Below are 14,385 nucleotides of genomic sequence, written 5' to 3'. Positions count from 1 at the left end.
CCGGCGGGCTCGCCGCCGATGACGATGACAGCTTCCCTTGCTCATGCGGCCTGCTGCTGGCCATGCTGTTCGTTGACGATGTAGTCGGCGTACCAGTCCGGCCAGTTTTCATCGTGCTTGTCGCCGTTCCGCTTTTCGTATTCGCCATGGGCGGCGGCCGCCCGGCGGAATGCGGCGGCGAGATCGGCCGACGAGGTGAACGAGGTGCCGCTGCCGTCGATGCGTCCGGGCAATCGCGCGGTGACTTCCTGCAGCAACCAGCCATTGCCGTCGGGATCGCTGAACGAGGCATACGAACGGTAGCTGCCGCGTTCCGGATCCGGGCCGCTCAGCCGGACCCGGCCGAACAGATACGGCTCGTCCGAGCCAACGTGCACGTCACCGGCGGCGTGAAACGCTTCACTGATCGCGACGCCGCGGCCGAGCAATTCGCTGCGAGCGGCCTCGATGTCGGAGACGACCAGGTACAGGCCCTGCGCGGAGCCGGGCGCGGCAGAGGTGACGTTCTTGCCGAAGATGACCGAGGCGTTGGAGCCGGGCGGGGTGAACTGGATCACGCGGTAGTCGTCGGGGCCGACGAAATCTGCGTCGAGCCGCCAGCCGAGCTTCGCGTAGAATTGCTTCGCGCGTTCGACGTCGGAGACGGGGATAACGACGATTTCGAGCTTCAGGTCGACGGCCGGCGCTTTCGAGGTTTGGTTTGCAGTGGTGGTCATGGCGTTCTCCTTTGGTTAAATCGTGTACGATATATTCGTGTGCGTGCTATAAATGCCTGAATCGGCCGACTGTCAACCCTTCCGATTTAATCGGATACGATATATATGGGTGCGAGACTTCACATGTTCGTGTCGGAAAGGATGACCCCATGAAGCCCAATGATGCGCCTGGATCCGGCCCAAAGTCCGGTTCCAGGGACAATTCCCGAGACAATTCAAAGTCTACTGCGAAGCCGAAATCGCCCGGGGGTGACCGGCGCCTCGGCGACTTCCTGTGCTTTGCGGTCTATTCGGCCAACCTGGCCTTCGGGCGGGCCTACAAGAAGGGCCTGGACGAACTCGGCCTGACCTACCCGCAATGGATCGCGATCGTGGCGCTATGGGAGCAGGACGGCCAGACCGTGAGCGAACTCGGGGCGAAGATGTTTTTGGAATCCAACACGTTGACCCCGATCCTGAAAAAGCTCGAGGCGGCGGGCTATTTGCGCCGGCAGCGCGATCCGGCGGACGAACGGCAGGTGCGCATCAGCCTGACCGAATCTGGCCGGCGGTTGCGCGAAAAGGGCATGCACATGAACCTGGTGAGCGCGACCGGATTGAAGCCCGACGAGTTCGCGCGGTTGCAGGAAAACGTCGTCACGCTTCGCGACAATCTGATCAGGGCTACGGCAGAGTAGGCATGACAACGCGCTCGATCGGCGCTTCGATATGATCGAACGGCGGCGAGTGAAGGAGAACGTGCGATGAATGTTGCGTCACATGAGACTTCGCTTCGCGGACGTATCGCCGTCGTGGCAGGCGCGACGCGTGGCGCTGGACGTGGCATTGCGGCAGCGCTCGGCGAGGCCGGCGCGACGGTCATCTGCACGGGGCGCAGCAGCGCCCGCGCGGATGCACCAACGCGGTCGGACTATGACCGGCCGGAGACAATCGAGGAGACCGCCGAACTCGTGACCAGCCTCGGCGGCAAAGGCATCGCTATTCCCGTCGACCATCTCGAACCGGCGCAGGTCGCGGCGCTGGCTGAGCGTATCCGTGCCGAGCATGGCCGCATCGATGTGCTCGTCAACGACATCTGGGGCGCCGAAGTGCTGAAGGGCGGACCGCCGCAGTGGAATACGCCGATCTGGAAGCTCGACTTGCAGAAGGGCTTGCGAATTCTGCGGCTCGGCATCGAGACGCATCTGGTCACCTCGCATTACCTGCTGCCGCTGCTGGTCGCGCAGCCGGGAGGCCTGCTGGTGGAAGTCACCGACGGCACTGCCGATTACAATGCAACGCATTATCGCATCTCGGTGTTTTACGATCTCGTCAAGCAGAGTGTAAACCGGCTTGCATATTCGCAAGGTCACGAACTCGCGCCCCACGGCGCAACAGCGGTAGCGGTCACGCCCGGATGGCTGCGCTCCGAAATGATGCTGCAAAATTTCGGCGTCACTGAAACGAATTGGCGCGAGGCGCTGACGGAGCGGGGAGGCGGCAAGCACCAGGCGCCGCCGGATTTCGCGCTGTCGGAATCACCGCGCTATGTCGGCCGCGCCGTGGCGGCGCTGGCTGGCGATGGCGATCGCGCGAGGTGGAATCAGAAGTCAGTCAGCTCCGGCGAGCTCGCACGCCACTACGGCTTTACGGATATTGACGGCTCGCGGCCCGACATCTGGCGCTACACCGCCGAGGTGCGGGAAGGCGGCAAGGTGGCGGACCTCAGCGACTACCGTTAGGGTTGCATGCCATCGAGTACGAATGAAAGCAGCCTGATGTCCGTTCACAACAACTCCAGTCATCCCCTCGATCATCCGATCTGGACCGCACTGACGACCACGCAGCAGTCGTTGGCCGAAGGCGACGCCCGCGCGCGGCGTTATCCAACGGCCATCACGCCATTCGCCGACATGCCGGATCTGTCAGCCGAAAACTTCGCCGCGCTCGCGGCCATGATGTCGTCCACCGACATCGCCGTGCTGTTCACGCCGGAAGCCGTGAAACCGCCCGCAGAATTCAAGGTCGTGCTGGCTGATACCGGCGAGCAGATGATCGGGACGATCCTTGAAACGCCGGCCAACGGCGTCGACATCGTCACCCTCGGCGTCGACGACGTTCCGGCGATGATCGAGCTGACCGCGCTCACCAAGCCGGGCCCGTTCAGCACCCGGACCCATGAGCTCGGCACCTTCCTCGGCATCCGCGTCGACGGGCAACTCGTGGCGATGATCGGCGAGCGGATGAAGCCCGCGCAATATACCGAGATCACCGCTGTCTGCGTGCATCCCTCCCACCGCGGCCGCGGCTATGGGCAGATGCTGCTATCCGCCATCTCGCGCCAGATCGTGGAGCGTGGCGAAATTCCCTTCCTGCACGTGTTCACCCACAATCACTCCGCCATCGCGCTCTACCGGCGGCAGGGGATGGAAATCCGCCGCCGCCTGCACGTGACGGTGTTGAAGAAAGAGGATCGATAGTCCGGCGATGAAGGCCTCGACCGCTGCCATCCTTACGCGTTGCGCGTGCCGTTCGGGCCGCGATCGGGACCCGGATCCTGGCCGGCGGCAGCCAGCGTCAGCCTGCCAATATAGTGCGCCCATCCCTTGGCGTGGCTTGCCTGATGCGTCGCGCTGGGAAGGCCGCTATGGGTCATGCGCAGCAACGTGCCACCATCGTGCTCGATCAGGTCGATCTCGATCAGGCCTGATCCCGGCGGGACCTCATCATTGCCTTCCCAGCCAAAGCTGTAGGCGAGGCGATGTACCGGCACGACCTCGCGGAACGTGCCGCGCGCAGTGGCGCTGCCCACGCCCTTCAGGAGATACAGCCCACCGGGATGCATCTCCGTCACGGCCTCGCTACCCATCCATTGCACGATCTTCTCGGGGTCGGTCAGGAAGGCGAACACGCTGGCGCGCGGCGCGGCGATCTGGGTCTCGCGCTGGACCACAAACGACTCTGGCATCGAAAACCTCGCTGCTCATTGGCATGACGGATCGTGCAACCCGCACGAGAACATATGCCGGCGCGGGGATTTACCAAGTGCCGATGATGACGATCGATTGTTCTTGCCGGATGATCGGCCAATGCAGCTGAGCTCGACGCTGACATGGCTGGTCGATGCCGCCAGCGCTTCGCCGGGTGCCGAGCGGTTCCTCAGCGAGCTCGGCACGCGCCTGATCGCGGACGGCGTGCCGCTTGCCGGCGGGGCGCTGACGCTTGCCGTGCCGCATCCGATCATCGCGCGCCGTACATGGCTGTGGCGGGCCGCGAACGGAGAGGTGATCGAGGCGGTGGGATTTGCGCCGGCGGGATTGGGAGGGGCAGGGCGTTCATCCGGCGATGCGGGGCGGAGCTGGTTGGCGGGGCTCGCGGGCGGTGCGGTGCATGAAGACAGCGTCGGCGCGGGAGAAGGCGGACCGCTGCTCGGCTGGATCGGACCGCGCCGTTTCACGGAAGCGGAAGCCAATCGATTGCGCGAGGCCGCCCGCTTTGCCGCAGCGCCACTCGCCGCCCTCTCGGCGCGCGCAACGCTGTCGGTCGCGCTCGAGGCTTATCTCGGCCGGCGCAGCGCTGCGCGCGTGCTCGCGGGCCCGCTGCGGCGCGAAGTCGGCGAAACCATTCGGGCGGTGTTGCTCTTTGCCGACCTGCGCAGCTTCACCGCGCTGTCCGAGGCGGAGCCTGCAACTTCCGTCATCGAAGCGCTGGGCTCCTGGTTCGACTGCATCGCCGGCTCGGTTCACGCCTTCGGCGGCGAGGTGCTGAAATTCATCGGCGACGGCGTGCTCGCGATCTTCCCTGTCGGCGAGAGACCGCGCGACGCCTGCGACGCGGCCGTACGCGCCGTCGCTTCCGCCAAGGCCGGCATGGCGCATCTCGACGTCGAGCGGAAAGGGCAAGGGCTGCCCTCGCTGTCGTTCGGCGTCGCGCTGCATCTTGGTGAAATTCTGTGGGGTAATGTCGGTGCGGCTGACCGGTTGGATTTCACCGCGATCGGGCCCGCGGTGAATCTGGTCAGCCGACTCGAAGGGCTTTGCCGCCCGCTCGGCCGGACAGTTCTGATCTCAAGTGCGGTTGCGGCCGAAACCACGGCGACCCTGGTTCCGCTGGGAACACATGTGCTGCGCGGCATTGAAGCGCCCTGCGTCGTTTACACCGTGCCGGATAGCTAAAACCGGATCACGAAAACGTTAAACCGAACGGTTGACTGTTTGTCTCGCGCAGCTATATTAAACCGTATGGTTGAACAAAATCTCGACGCCGTTTTTCATGCCCTCGCGGATCCCACGCGGCGGGCGATGCTTGGACAATTGGCCGAACGCGAACGCACGATCGGGGAACTGGCGACGCCGTTCCACATGAGCTTCGCCGGCGCCTCGAAACATGTGCGGGTGCTGGAGAATGCCGGCCTCGTGAAACGCACGATCCGCGGCCGTACCCATCTGTGCCGGCTCGAAGCGGCCCGGCTCGCGGAAGCCGATGCGTGGCTCAGGCGTTATGAGCGTTTCTGGAGCGACAATCTCGACCGATTGGAAGCGCTGTTGCGGGCAGAAGACGGGGCGAAGGCCAGGAAGTGAAGGAGTGGACACCGATGAATTCAACGAGAAAGCCTGAAGCCTATGGCGAATTGCCCGAGCCCAGGACGCTGAAAATCCAGCGGCTCTTGCCCGGGCCGATCGAGCGCATCTGGGCCTATCTCACCGACAGCGAACTGCGCCGCAAATGGCTGGCCGCAGGCGATATGGATGCGAAGGTCGGCGCGCCCCTCGAACTCGTCTGGCGCAACGACGAGTTGACGGACCCGCCCGGCGAGCGCCCGGCCGGCTTCGGCGGCGGCGAGCATCGAATGCAGAGCCGGATTACCGAATTCGATCCGCCGCGAAAATTGTCGATCACCTGGAACAGCACCGGTGATGTCACGTTCGAACTGGAGCCGAAAGGCAAGGGCGTGCTGCTCACGATCGTCCATCGGCGCTTCCCCGACCGCGCCACGCTGCTCAAGCACATGGCCGGCTGGCACATGCATCTCGATGTCCTGGTCGCCCGTGCAAGCGGTGAAGAGCCGGCGCCGTTCTGGGATGGTTGGAGCGGCCTCATGAAGGAATACGACGCCCGTCTGCCGGCCTGATGCCGCAAATCGCACCACTCAAGCAACGAGCATCACAACAAACAGGAGGTTAGCCATGCAGATTCACACCGTTTCGGCGCAGGAATGGGAAGCGGCACGCCAGCAATTGCTCGCGAAGGAAAAAGAAGTGACCCACGCCCGTGACGCGCTCGCCGCCGAGCGAAGGCGGATGCCGTGGCTCGCGGTGGAGAAGGAATACAAGTTCGAGGGCCCCAACGGTGAGGCGAGCTTGCGTGACTTGTTCGAAGGCCGCCATCAACTGATCGTCTACCGGGCGTTCTACGAACCCGGTGTGTTCGGCTGGCCCGAACATGCCTGCCGCGGATGCTCGATGGTGGCCGACCAGGTCGCGCATGTCGCCCATCTCAACGCCCGCGACACCACGCTCGTGTTCGCCTCGCGCGCGCCGCAGGCGGATATCGCGCGGCTGAAGAAGCGAATGGGATGGGAGATGATTCCCTGGGTTACCGTCACCGACAGCTTCGATGCCGACTTCGGCGTGGACGAGTGGCACGGCACCAACGTGTTCTTCCGCAACGGCGACAAGATCTACCGCACCTACTTCATCAACAACCGCGGCGACGAGCAGATGGGAGGCACCTGGAACTACCTCGACATCACGCCGCTCGGTCGCCAGGAGGTGTGGGAGGATTCGCCGGAAGGTTATCCTCAGACTCCGACCTACAAATGGTGGAATTGGCACGACAGCTACGTTGAGGGCGCTGCGCCCGACAAGAGGTGGGTCGAGGTGTCGGATGCCGGAGAGGCCGCGTTCCGGAAGCAGAGCGCGAGTACAAAGACATGAGCCAATCCTGCTCCGGCGGGTCCGGCGGCGGCGCGCCCCGCCGGAACGAGGCTGCGCGGCAGGCGGCCAATGCGCTCTATCTCTCGGCCGCGCCGACCTTCGCGGCAATGGCGCTACTGACGGGCGTGCTGGGCGGCGGATCACCGGATGCGTTGTGTTCGACCGCGAGTGCATCACCTCTCGGTGGAATGGTCCCGATGTATTTGCTGATGAGTGCCTTCCATCTGGCGCCGTGGCTGAAGCTTATGTCCAGCCGCACGCGGATGTCGCAGAACGGCGTAAGCCGGGCATGAGACGCGCCGCGGCGCATTGGAAGGGATCGTGGTCCACCCGTGTTGTTTTATCGAAGGAGAAAGAACTTGAGCGACGCCTATACCGGCGGATGCGCCTGCGGTGCGATCCGATATGAAATCTCTGCCGAGCCGATTGAGATGAACGACTGCCAGTGTCGCCAATGCCAGCGCAAGAGCGGCACCGGCCATGGCTCCTATTTGACATTCCCACGACCAGCCGTGAAGGCCGACGGCGAGGCAAAACATTGGGACGTGGTCGGTGACGGCGGAACGGTCAAGTCCCGCGCCTTCTGCCCGACATGCGGCTCACCGGTCTATCTGACATTCCCCGGCATTCCCGAGATCTTCATCGTCCACGCAGGAAGCCTCGACGATCCCAGCCGATACAAGCCGCAAAAAGTGCTCTGGACTGCCGCCGGCCATCGATGGGACCATCTCGATCCGGCCGCCACGAAATTCGACAAGATGCCGCCGGGGTAACACGCGATGAGCGCAAAGATTTAAACATGGATGGACTTGTGGTTCGGCTGCGCGACGCCAATCTTAGCGGACAGTATCTGTTACCAACGAACGCGTGATGCCGGAAGTCAGGTTAATTCAATCCATCGAGCGCGCGGCCGCGATCCTCGAAATCATCGCCCAGGAAGGCGGCGCCGCGCGGCTGCAGCTTATTGCCGAGCAGGCGAAGCTCGGCAAGACGACCGCGCACAATCTCCTGAAAACGCTGGACGAGCTTGGTTACGTGCACCGCCGCGTCGGCGATGCGCGCTATTATCTCGGCGGCCGCATTCTGAATCTGGCGCGGATTGCGGGAGACGATGGCGCGCTTCGCAGCCGCCTGCGCCCGGCGCTTGAAGCCATCGCAAGGCGTACAGGTGAGATGGCCTATCTGGCGGTTCCGAGCGGTGACGAAGTCTATTATCTCGATGCGATTGAATCGTCTCACGCATTGAAGGCCGGTGCATGTCCCATCGGTGTGCGCGAGCGGCTGGAGGGATCGGCGGTAGGCCTTGTGTTCCTTGCCTTCATGCCCGGGCTCGGCAAGCGCGTGCTCGCCAGCCGTACCGACGCGCTCGGTCCGCAGATTTTATCCGAGATCAAGGCGGTGGCGACGCGCGGCTTCGCGCTCGATCTCGAGAATTACCGGCGCGGTCTCCATTGCGTTGCCATTCCCTGGCGTGAGGGTGGCGAGGTTCGGGCGAGCGTCGGGCTAAGCGGGCCGGCCGAACGCCTGTCACCGCAGGCGTTGACGGACATGGCTTGGACGATGATGAAGGAAGTCGAGCGTGCCTGAGTTCAGCATTGCTGAACATTTGGCGTTTTCAGATTTCGATCGTTCGCATTTGTAGAATTTGCCCACCATGTTGGGGCCAGCGCGCCGCGCCGTGCGTTTTCGCGAGGCCTCAACAGGAGCAACGTCTTGAGCAAAGTTCTAATCGTCCATGCCCATCCGGAACCGAAATCACTCACCACCGCTCTAATGAATCTGGCGGTCGAAACGCTCACCGGGCAGGGCCACGCGGTGCAAGTCTCCGATCTCTATGCTGCCAACTGGAAGGCGGTCGCCGATCGCGGAGATTTTTTCGAGCAGGCGCAACCCGACCGCCTCAGCTATGTCGCGGAGTCGCGTCATGCCTTCGCTACCGGCACTCAAACTCCGGATGTCGAGGCGGAGCAGCAGAAGCTCCTGTGGGCCGACGCGGTTCTCCTGAGTTTTCCGATGTGGTGGTTCGGCATGCCGGCCATCCTGAAGGGTTGGGTCGACCGCGTCTTCGCCTACGGCTTTGCGTATGGCGTCGGTGCCCATGGCGGCGAAAGATGGGGCGATCGGTACGGGGAAGGTACTCTAAGCGGGCGTCGAGTGACGATCGGCGGCCGCGCGCCGCACTATGGCGAGCGCGGAGTGAATGGGCGGCTCGACGACCTGCTGTGGCCGATACAGCATGGCATGCTCTTCTATCCGGGCATGGAGATCATGCCGCCCTTCGCCGTCTATCAGAGCGACAGGCTGACCGACGCCGAGTGGCCCGCCATCGCCGAGGCCTACAAGCGCCGTATCGTGGGCCTCTTCAGCGACCGGCCAATCGCATACCGCACCCAGAATGGCGGACATTATGACGGTCAGCAGGTTTTGAAGCCCGGTCTGGGCGCCGGCGCGAGCGGCACGCGCATCCACCTGGTTCAGCCGGGCGACCCAACGGAGATTCTTGATAACGCCAACCCTGCGGCGCGAGAAATGGAGACTGGTTCGATCCCATGAGGAAAGCTCGCTGATGGATCGGCTCGGCGCAGGCGGCCTTTCGGTCAGCGATTTATCGCAACGCCCTCGTCAGACAGGGGTAATCCGTTCGAAAAGATGCTGATAGCGAAGCACCAGGTCGCGCCTATCCAATTCGAGCTCCGCCTCAAAACCTGCCGAGACCCCGAGATCTACGTAACGTACCCGATCTGGACCGAGACGGTCGTATCGCTGACGGGAGCGCTGGATCGTCATGGCTGCGCCATCCACGAAGCAGGTATCGAGTGTGCGGCTCTGTCCGGCGCCGGCAGGTGTCCGGCGGATAGGGAAAGTGTTGCAGAAGGGGGTGACCGAAAGGTCGGGCTCCTCCGCGCCGTCGAGGTCGGGACGATGTTGGCCGTTAACGCGCCACCCGCTATCCGTCCGCTCAAGGGTGAGGTGAGCGTGCCCGACCGGGCCCCATCGCTCCACGTCCAACGATTGAGCCCGCCAGTCAGGCGTCAGTCTCCAGCGGTGGTCGAGGCGAAAGCCGCCGTCCTCCGCGCAGATTACGGTCGATTCCGCCAACACGGCATCAGCGGAAACGTGGAGCGCCAGCCGCTCCAGGCCGGTGACGTCCGTTCGGCGCCAGAATAGAATCTCGGATCCGTCTTGCACGATTGATCCTCGGATTGCACCCACACCGAGAACGGTTTTAGGCGATATCGGTTCCTGCAACGCACCGGTCGGTGCGGGTTGCATTCGGGCTAATCTTACTCCGTCTGTGCTCGCGTGAATCGTGAACGGCTGATATGTCTGTCACTTGAACGGAAACAGTATGGGAAAAGCTATGGCACGTGTGCGCTGTATCACCGAAATGGGCATGGGTGTCGACGTTCACGGTCGCGATGCCACCAAGGCCGCCAAGCGCGCTGTCTCGGACGCCATTCGCCACTCCAGTTTGGGCTTCTTCCGAATGCTGGGGAAGACCGCCAACGACATGTTCGTCGACGTCATGATCGCCGTGCCGGATCCGAGCGGAGTGGATACTGCGGCGGTCGCCAAGGAGTTGCCGTATGGCACCGTGAAAGTAACGGCGGTGAATGGTGGGCTGGAAATTCCGGCCGAGAGTGGCAGTGACTCCATCCTGATTGCGAATGCCGCCGTGATCGTCAGTTTTGACGACGGCAAGACTGCCTAACCTCGTTCAGTGCCAATCAGGCCGGACGCCGACGTCCGCGCATTCAATGAGAAGACCTGGAGCACGTCATGACAACGCAAGACAGCAGCACCTATTGGAAGAGAGGGCGGGTTGAGTTGCGCGCCGCCGGATTCGATCCGGATCGTGCAGCGCAGACCAATGCAGTGGTAACGATCGCCAGCGCCTGGACCAACGCCCATCGCTGCAACAACCGCGTTCGCACTATCGCCGATCTCCTGGTGGAAATCCTCGCCGAGCGCGGCGGGCAGGGGCTGGTCGTCGGTGCGCCGGCGGTATCTGATGCCTTGACCCAGGGCACGCCGACGGCGGGTTATAGTCTCGCTTCGCGCGACGTCGTCGCCGATTGCTTCGAGATCGGCCATTACGCTCATCACGGCGATGCCATGATCGTGATTTCCGGCTGCGACAAAACAGGAGCCGCCGCGCTGATGCCGCTGGCGCGCACCAATGCCTTCGGGCTTGTGCTCTATCCCGGCACCAGCACGCCCGGCCGCGTGTCGTTCGGGGCGTGGGCAAGCAAGGGCAACAATCTGACAATCATGGATTACGCCGAGGCGCGCGCCGCCAACGAGTCGGGCCGCCTGTCAGGCGAAGAGCTTTTGGAAGTCGAGCGCAACGTGATGCCCGGCAGCGGCACTTGCGGCGCGATGTTCACGGCCAACACCATGAGCACGATCGCGGAATCGATCGGCATGATGCTGCCGCGCGGCGCCTCTCATCCCGCCGATTACAACGCGGGCAGTGACATTCACGCCGACGTCCGCGCCCAGGCGCGCGCTTCGGTCGATGCGCTGTACCGGCTGATGGCGGCCGGCATCCGGCCGCGCGACATCATGACCGAGCGCGCGTTCGAAAATGCCATCACGACCATCTATGCGATGGGCGGTTCGACCAACATGTATCTTCATCTGCTGGCGGTCGCGCGCGAGGCCCAAGTGCCGATCACGATCGAACGCATCCAGGCGGTCGGTGAGCGCGTCCCGCTATTGGCCAACCTTCAACCGCACGGTCCCTTTGCGATGGGAAGCCTGCATGCGATTGGCGGCGTGCCCGTGGTCATGAAGGAATTGCTGCGCGCCGGCTTCCTGCATGGCGATGTCATGACGGCGACCGGCAAGACGCTGGTGGAAAATCTCGCGGATGTTCCGACGCTGGAGCAGATGCCGCCGCAAGGGATCGTTTCCCCGGTGTCGAAACCGCTCGCGCCGGCCAACAATCACATCAGCGTCCTCAAGGGCAATCTGGCGCCGGAGAGCTGTCTGCTGAAGCTCTCGGGCAAGACCCTCGAGAAGGGGCAGTTTCGCGGCACCGCGCGCGTATTCGAGTCCGAAGCCGATACGATGGCCGCGATCCGCGCCGGTGAGATCGTCTCGGGCAATGTCATCGTGGTGCGCAATGTCGGCCCGGTCGGCGGGCCCGGCATGCCCGAGATGGTGATGCTGACGATCCAGTTGCAGGGGCGGGGCCTCGGCGAGGACGTTGCACTGATTACCGATGGCCGTTTTTCCGGCGTCTCGCATGGCATCCTGATCGGTCACATCTCGCCGGAGGCCGCGCGCGGCGGCCCGATCGCGGCGGTGCGCGACGGCGACACCATCGTGATTGATCCCGGCGCCCGGACCCTTACTCTCGAGGTGCCGGCGGAAGAGATCGTGCGCCGCATGGCCGACTGGCGCGCGCCGGCATCGGTGGCGCAGGTGCGGCCCGGCTCGGTGCACGACAAATACATCCGCCTGGTGTCATCGGCGCATTACGGGTGTGTATTGTAAGATCACAGGAATTTGGCAAAGGTCAGTTGTATTCTTGCCTTGCTACAATCTTATGTTCATGATCTGTTCTAATTTATCATGGACAAGTTTGCAAGCTGTGGTAGTGGCCGGCTATTCCTCGCGACACTTCCGGACGCAGCCACGGCGGAGCGAATTCACCGGCTGGCCAGCGTGCTGAAGCGCGCTCATCGCTTTGACGGCAAGCTCATCGCATCAGACCGGCTGCACGTCTCGCTGTTCTCTCTCACCGGTTTGCCGGATCGCCAGATTTGCGCGGCGTGCGAGGCGGCGACCGATTTTCGGACGGAGCCGTTTGAGGTGTCGTTCGATCGGACGGCGAGCTTCCGGGGCGGGCCAGGCAATCGTCCCTTTGTGCTGGTCGGCGAGAAGGGACTACGCCGGCTGCAGTCATTTCGGCAGATGCTCGCTGCTGCGCTGACGCGAAGTGGTTTGAGACGGCTGGCCAACACGAACTTCACGCCGCATGTCACGCTGTTGTATGACGCGCGAAGCGTGGACGAGTACCCGGTCGAGCCGGTCGCCTGGACCGTCGCCGAGTTTGTGCTCGTCCATAGTATGAAGGGCCATCACCACCTCGAACGGTGGTGCTTGCGGGCATAACAGCCACCGGCTGCGAAGTGCGGCGGGAAGCTTCGCCCACCGCTAATTCTATGTGGCAAGCCGCTCGGTCATCTCTTCAATCGAGTTGAACAGATGCGTCGGTCCCGCGGCTTGCAGCGCAAAAGGGAGGGCATAGCCCCAGGCCACCGCGCCCGAATCCATCTCGGCGGCTTTCGCGGCCTCGATATCGCGGATTTCATCGCCGATGCAGATTGTCTCCGATGGCTTGACCCCAAGTTGCCGGGCGACGCGCCGGAATTTCCGGTGCTTGCCGAATATCGCGGCGCCGCAGTCGAAGCGGGTGACGAGAGTGGTGACGGGACCAAGCACTTGCCGGACAGAGGCCTCGCTGTCCGAGCTGACGATCGCGATCTGGATGCCGATGCGCTGAAGCTCGGCCAGCGTTTCCGGAATGCCTGAAAACAGCGAAGTTTCACCCGCCGCGGCGAGCTTGCGTTTTCGCATGTCGTTGACGATGGCCGGAAGCTGCCACGTGGATACGCCAAGCCGCGCCATGATTTCCCGCGCGGACAGCCCGCGCAAATCTTCTAGCTCCTCCGCCGTGACCGGTTTGAGATCGAAACGTGCGATCACGTCATGAAAGGAAGCGCGAAACCAGTGAAGCGTGTCGGCGAGCGTGCCGTCAAAGTCGAAGATGGCGAGGCGATAGCGTGTCATGGGAGATCGGCTTTCGGCGGGTTATTTGTCGTCGCCGCCGAAATAGGCTGGCTTGCCGGTGGTCCAGGTTTCGCCCCAGAGCTGGCCGCCGCCATCGACGGTCAGCGTTTCGCCGGTGACGAATTTGGCCGAAGGGCCGGCGAGGAAGGCGGTGGCTTCGGCGACTTCCCAGGGCGAGCCGACTCGCATCATCGGGTTCGAGCGCGGGTAGGCTGCGCGTGCCTCCGGCGTATAAACGCTCCAGCCCTCGGTCTCGATCGCGCCGGGCGCCACGCAGTTGACGCGGATGTTCAGCGGCGCCCATTCGACCGCGACGGCGCGCGACAGCCCGATCACGCCGCTCCGCGCCGCAATCGTGTGGGCGATGCCGTAGAGGCCGTGCGTCGTCACCACCACGATGTTGACGATGCTGCCGGGATGCTTGTGGTCGCGCCAGCGCTGCGCGGCGGCCTGCATCATGTACCAGGTGCCGTTCAGATTGGTGTTGATGACGGCATTCCAGCCCTTCACGGAAAAATCGATCGCAGCCTGCGGAAATTGTCCGCCGGCGCTGTTCACGAGGGCGTCGACGCGGCCTTGCGCAGCCCAGATCGCATCGAACAGGAGATTGACCGCATCGGGCTCCCTGATGTCCGCGACATGCGCTGACGCCTTGAGGCCACGCTCCGCCAACTGGGCCACGAGCGCATCCAGCTTGCCGCCGTCGCGCCCGACTACGGCGACATGCGCGCCCAATCGCGCGAATAACCATGCGATGGCGCGTCCTATGCCGCCGGCGCCGCCCGAGACGACGACGACCTGATCCATCAGCGCATCACTTGCGAAGACCGTCGGATGAACCGCAAGCTCCGCGTCGGTGAGGCCGAGCTTTGATGGTGATGGATGGTCAGTCATGGATCGGAGCAGGTCTTGTTATATGCGACATCAGCCGTACATTAGCCTGACAGCAGAAA

At 63.4% G+C, this 14,385-nt stretch carries 19 protein-coding genes; 14 read left to right on the top strand and 5 right to left on the bottom strand.

Annotated features, from left to right (window positions below):
* Positions 1-41 precede the first annotated feature (41 nt).
* On the bottom strand, positions 42-716 hold the full coding sequence (locus AC0QUY_RS16905) for a VOC family protein (protein ID WP_475387630.1): 675 nt from the start codon (positions 714-716) through the stop codon (positions 42-44).
* 149 nt (positions 717-865) lie between these two features.
* Here AC0QUY_RS16905 and AC0QUY_RS16900 point away from each other — a divergent pair, with 149 nt between their 5' ends.
* From AC0QUY_RS16900 to AC0QUY_RS16890, 3 genes are all read left to right on the top strand, one after another.
* Positions 866-1,393, top strand: a complete 528-nt coding sequence (locus AC0QUY_RS16900) for a MarR family winged helix-turn-helix transcriptional regulator (protein WP_161854138.1) — start codon at positions 866-868, stop codon at positions 1,391-1,393.
* A 66-nt stretch (positions 1,394-1,459) separates the two neighbouring features.
* The gene (locus tag AC0QUY_RS16895) at positions 1,460-2,437 is read left to right on the top strand and encodes an SDR family oxidoreductase (RefSeq protein WP_475387629.1); all 978 of its coding nucleotides are present in this window, start codon (positions 1,460-1,462) and stop codon (positions 2,435-2,437) included.
* Positions 2,438-2,473: 36 nt separating this feature from the next.
* On the top strand, positions 2,474-3,175 hold the full coding sequence (locus AC0QUY_RS16890) for a GNAT family N-acetyltransferase (protein WP_475387628.1): 702 nt from the start codon (positions 2,474-2,476) through the stop codon (positions 3,173-3,175).
* Positions 3,176-3,207: 32 nt separating this feature from the next.
* On the opposite strand, the gene AC0QUY_RS16885 is transcribed toward AC0QUY_RS16890, so the two are convergent.
* Complete coding sequence (locus tag AC0QUY_RS16885; RefSeq protein ID WP_161854141.1) at positions 3,208-3,663, bottom strand: SRPBCC family protein; 456 nt, start codon at positions 3,661-3,663, stop codon at positions 3,208-3,210.
* Between the two features lie 121 nt (positions 3,664-3,784).
* On the opposite strand from AC0QUY_RS16885, the gene AC0QUY_RS16880 reads away from it, so the two are divergent.
* The 8 genes from AC0QUY_RS16880 (at position 3,785) to AC0QUY_RS16845 (ending at position 9,184) form a co-directional block, all read left to right on the top strand.
* Positions 3,785-4,870: an adenylate/guanylate cyclase domain-containing protein gene (locus AC0QUY_RS16880; protein ID WP_475387627.1), complete on the top strand. Its 1,086-nt coding sequence runs from the start codon at positions 3,785-3,787 to the stop codon at positions 4,868-4,870.
* A 66-nt stretch (positions 4,871-4,936) separates the two neighbouring features.
* Entirely contained in the window at positions 4,937-5,275 is a 339-nt protein-coding gene (locus AC0QUY_RS16875) for an ArsR/SmtB family transcription factor (RefSeq protein ID WP_161854143.1), read from the top strand.
* 14 nt (positions 5,276-5,289) lie between these two features.
* Complete coding sequence (locus tag AC0QUY_RS16870) at positions 5,290-5,826, top strand: SRPBCC family protein (RefSeq protein ID WP_475387626.1); 537 nt, start codon at positions 5,290-5,292, stop codon at positions 5,824-5,826.
* 55 nt (positions 5,827-5,881) lie between these two features.
* The gene (locus AC0QUY_RS16865; protein WP_161854145.1) at positions 5,882-6,631 is read left to right on the top strand and encodes a DUF899 domain-containing protein; all 750 of its coding nucleotides are present in this window, start codon (positions 5,882-5,884) and stop codon (positions 6,629-6,631) included.
* Positions 6,628-6,924 (top strand): hypothetical protein, encoded by a 297-nt coding sequence (locus tag AC0QUY_RS16860; protein ID WP_475387625.1) that lies wholly within the window; start codon positions 6,628-6,630, stop codon positions 6,922-6,924. Before AC0QUY_RS16865 ends, AC0QUY_RS16860 begins: the two co-directional genes overlap by 4 nt.
* Before the next feature lie 66 nt (positions 6,925-6,990).
* Positions 6,991-7,404, top strand: a complete 414-nt coding sequence (locus AC0QUY_RS16855; RefSeq protein WP_161854147.1) for a GFA family protein — start codon at positions 6,991-6,993, stop codon at positions 7,402-7,404.
* A gap of 97 nt (positions 7,405-7,501) precedes the next feature.
* Entirely contained in the window at positions 7,502-8,218 is a 717-nt protein-coding gene (locus AC0QUY_RS16850) for an IclR family transcriptional regulator (protein ID WP_475387624.1), read from the top strand.
* A gap of 126 nt (positions 8,219-8,344) precedes the next feature.
* A complete protein-coding gene (locus AC0QUY_RS16845; protein ID WP_475387623.1) occupies positions 8,345-9,184 on the top strand; it encodes an NAD(P)H-dependent oxidoreductase in 840 nt (279 codons plus the stop codon).
* A 69-nt stretch (positions 9,185-9,253) separates the two neighbouring features.
* Here AC0QUY_RS16845 and AC0QUY_RS16840 read toward each other — a convergent pair whose 3' ends face one another.
* Entirely contained in the window at positions 9,254-9,820 is a 567-nt protein-coding gene (locus AC0QUY_RS16840; protein ID WP_475387622.1) for a putative glycolipid-binding domain-containing protein, read from the bottom strand.
* Positions 9,821-9,992: 172 nt separating this feature from the next.
* Between AC0QUY_RS16840 and AC0QUY_RS16835 the strand changes: the two genes are divergently transcribed.
* From AC0QUY_RS16835 to AC0QUY_RS16825, 3 genes are all read left to right on the top strand, one after another.
* Positions 9,993-10,343 (top strand): Lin0512 family protein, encoded by a 351-nt coding sequence (locus AC0QUY_RS16835; RefSeq protein ID WP_475387621.1) that lies wholly within the window; start codon positions 9,993-9,995, stop codon positions 10,341-10,343.
* A gap of 68 nt (positions 10,344-10,411) precedes the next feature.
* On the top strand, positions 10,412-12,133 hold the full coding sequence (locus tag AC0QUY_RS16830) for a dihydroxy-acid dehydratase domain-containing protein (protein ID WP_475387620.1): 1,722 nt from the start codon (positions 10,412-10,414) through the stop codon (positions 12,131-12,133).
* Between the two features lie 78 nt (positions 12,134-12,211).
* A complete protein-coding gene (locus AC0QUY_RS16825) occupies positions 12,212-12,754 on the top strand; it encodes a 2'-5' RNA ligase family protein (RefSeq protein ID WP_161854152.1) in 543 nt (180 codons plus the stop codon).
* Positions 12,755-12,802: 48 nt separating this feature from the next.
* Here AC0QUY_RS16825 and AC0QUY_RS16820 read toward each other — a convergent pair whose 3' ends face one another.
* Both AC0QUY_RS16820 and AC0QUY_RS16815 read right to left on the bottom strand, forming a co-directional pair.
* Entirely contained in the window at positions 12,803-13,432 is a 630-nt protein-coding gene (locus AC0QUY_RS16820; RefSeq protein WP_475387619.1) for an HAD-IA family hydrolase, read from the bottom strand.
* A 21-nt stretch (positions 13,433-13,453) separates the two neighbouring features.
* On the bottom strand, positions 13,454-14,326 hold the full coding sequence (locus tag AC0QUY_RS16815) for an SDR family oxidoreductase (protein ID WP_475387618.1): 873 nt from the start codon (positions 14,324-14,326) through the stop codon (positions 13,454-13,456).
* Between the last annotated feature and the right edge of the window lie 59 nt (positions 14,327-14,385).

The organism is Bradyrhizobium sp. WYCCWR15520, from assembly GCF_056174665.1.
Note: the sequence above shows the minus strand (reverse complement) of the source record. Positions and strands in the feature narration are given on the sequence as shown.

Bases quoted from the DNA above. Each gene is read 5' to 3' on its own strand.
- AC0QUY_RS16860 (WP_475387625.1), top strand. From the start codon at position 6,628: ATGAGCCAATCCTGCTCCGGCGGGTCCGGCGGCGGCGCGCCCCGCCGG.
- AC0QUY_RS16830 (WP_475387620.1), top strand. From the start codon at position 10,412: ATGACAACGCAAGACAGCAGCACCTATTGGAAGAGAGGGCGGGTTGAG.
- AC0QUY_RS16870 (WP_475387626.1), top strand. From the start codon at position 5,290: ATGAATTCAACGAGAAAGCCTGAAGCCTATGGCGAATTGCCCGAGCCC.
- AC0QUY_RS16850 (WP_475387624.1), top strand. From the start codon at position 7,502: ATGCCGGAAGTCAGGTTAATTCAATCCATCGAGCGCGCGGCCGCGATC.
- AC0QUY_RS16900 (WP_161854138.1), top strand. From the start codon at position 866: ATGAAGCCCAATGATGCGCCTGGATCCGGCCCAAAGTCCGGTTCCAGG.
- AC0QUY_RS16865 (WP_161854145.1), top strand. From the start codon at position 5,882: ATGCAGATTCACACCGTTTCGGCGCAGGAATGGGAAGCGGCACGCCAG.
- AC0QUY_RS16815 (WP_475387618.1), bottom strand. From the start codon at position 14,326: ATGACTGACCATCCATCACCATCAAAGCTCGGCCTCACCGACGCGGAG.
- AC0QUY_RS16835 (WP_475387621.1), top strand. From the start codon at position 9,993: ATGGCACGTGTGCGCTGTATCACCGAAATGGGCATGGGTGTCGACGTT.
- AC0QUY_RS16895 (WP_475387629.1), top strand. From the start codon at position 1,460: ATGAATGTTGCGTCACATGAGACTTCGCTTCGCGGACGTATCGCCGTC.
- AC0QUY_RS16885 (WP_161854141.1), bottom strand. From the start codon at position 3,663: ATGCCAGAGTCGTTTGTGGTCCAGCGCGAGACCCAGATCGCCGCGCCG.
- AC0QUY_RS16825 (WP_161854152.1), top strand. From the start codon at position 12,212: ATGGACAAGTTTGCAAGCTGTGGTAGTGGCCGGCTATTCCTCGCGACA.
- AC0QUY_RS16820 (WP_475387619.1), bottom strand. From the start codon at position 13,432: ATGACACGCTATCGCCTCGCCATCTTCGACTTTGACGGCACGCTCGCC.
- AC0QUY_RS16880 (WP_475387627.1), top strand. From the start codon at position 3,785: ATGCAGCTGAGCTCGACGCTGACATGGCTGGTCGATGCCGCCAGCGCT.
- AC0QUY_RS16890 (WP_475387628.1), top strand. From the start codon at position 2,474: ATGTCCGTTCACAACAACTCCAGTCATCCCCTCGATCATCCGATCTGG.
- AC0QUY_RS16905 (WP_475387630.1), bottom strand. From the start codon at position 716: ATGACCACCACTGCAAACCAAACCTCGAAAGCGCCGGCCGTCGACCTG.
- AC0QUY_RS16875 (WP_161854143.1), top strand. From the start codon at position 4,937: ATGGTTGAACAAAATCTCGACGCCGTTTTTCATGCCCTCGCGGATCCC.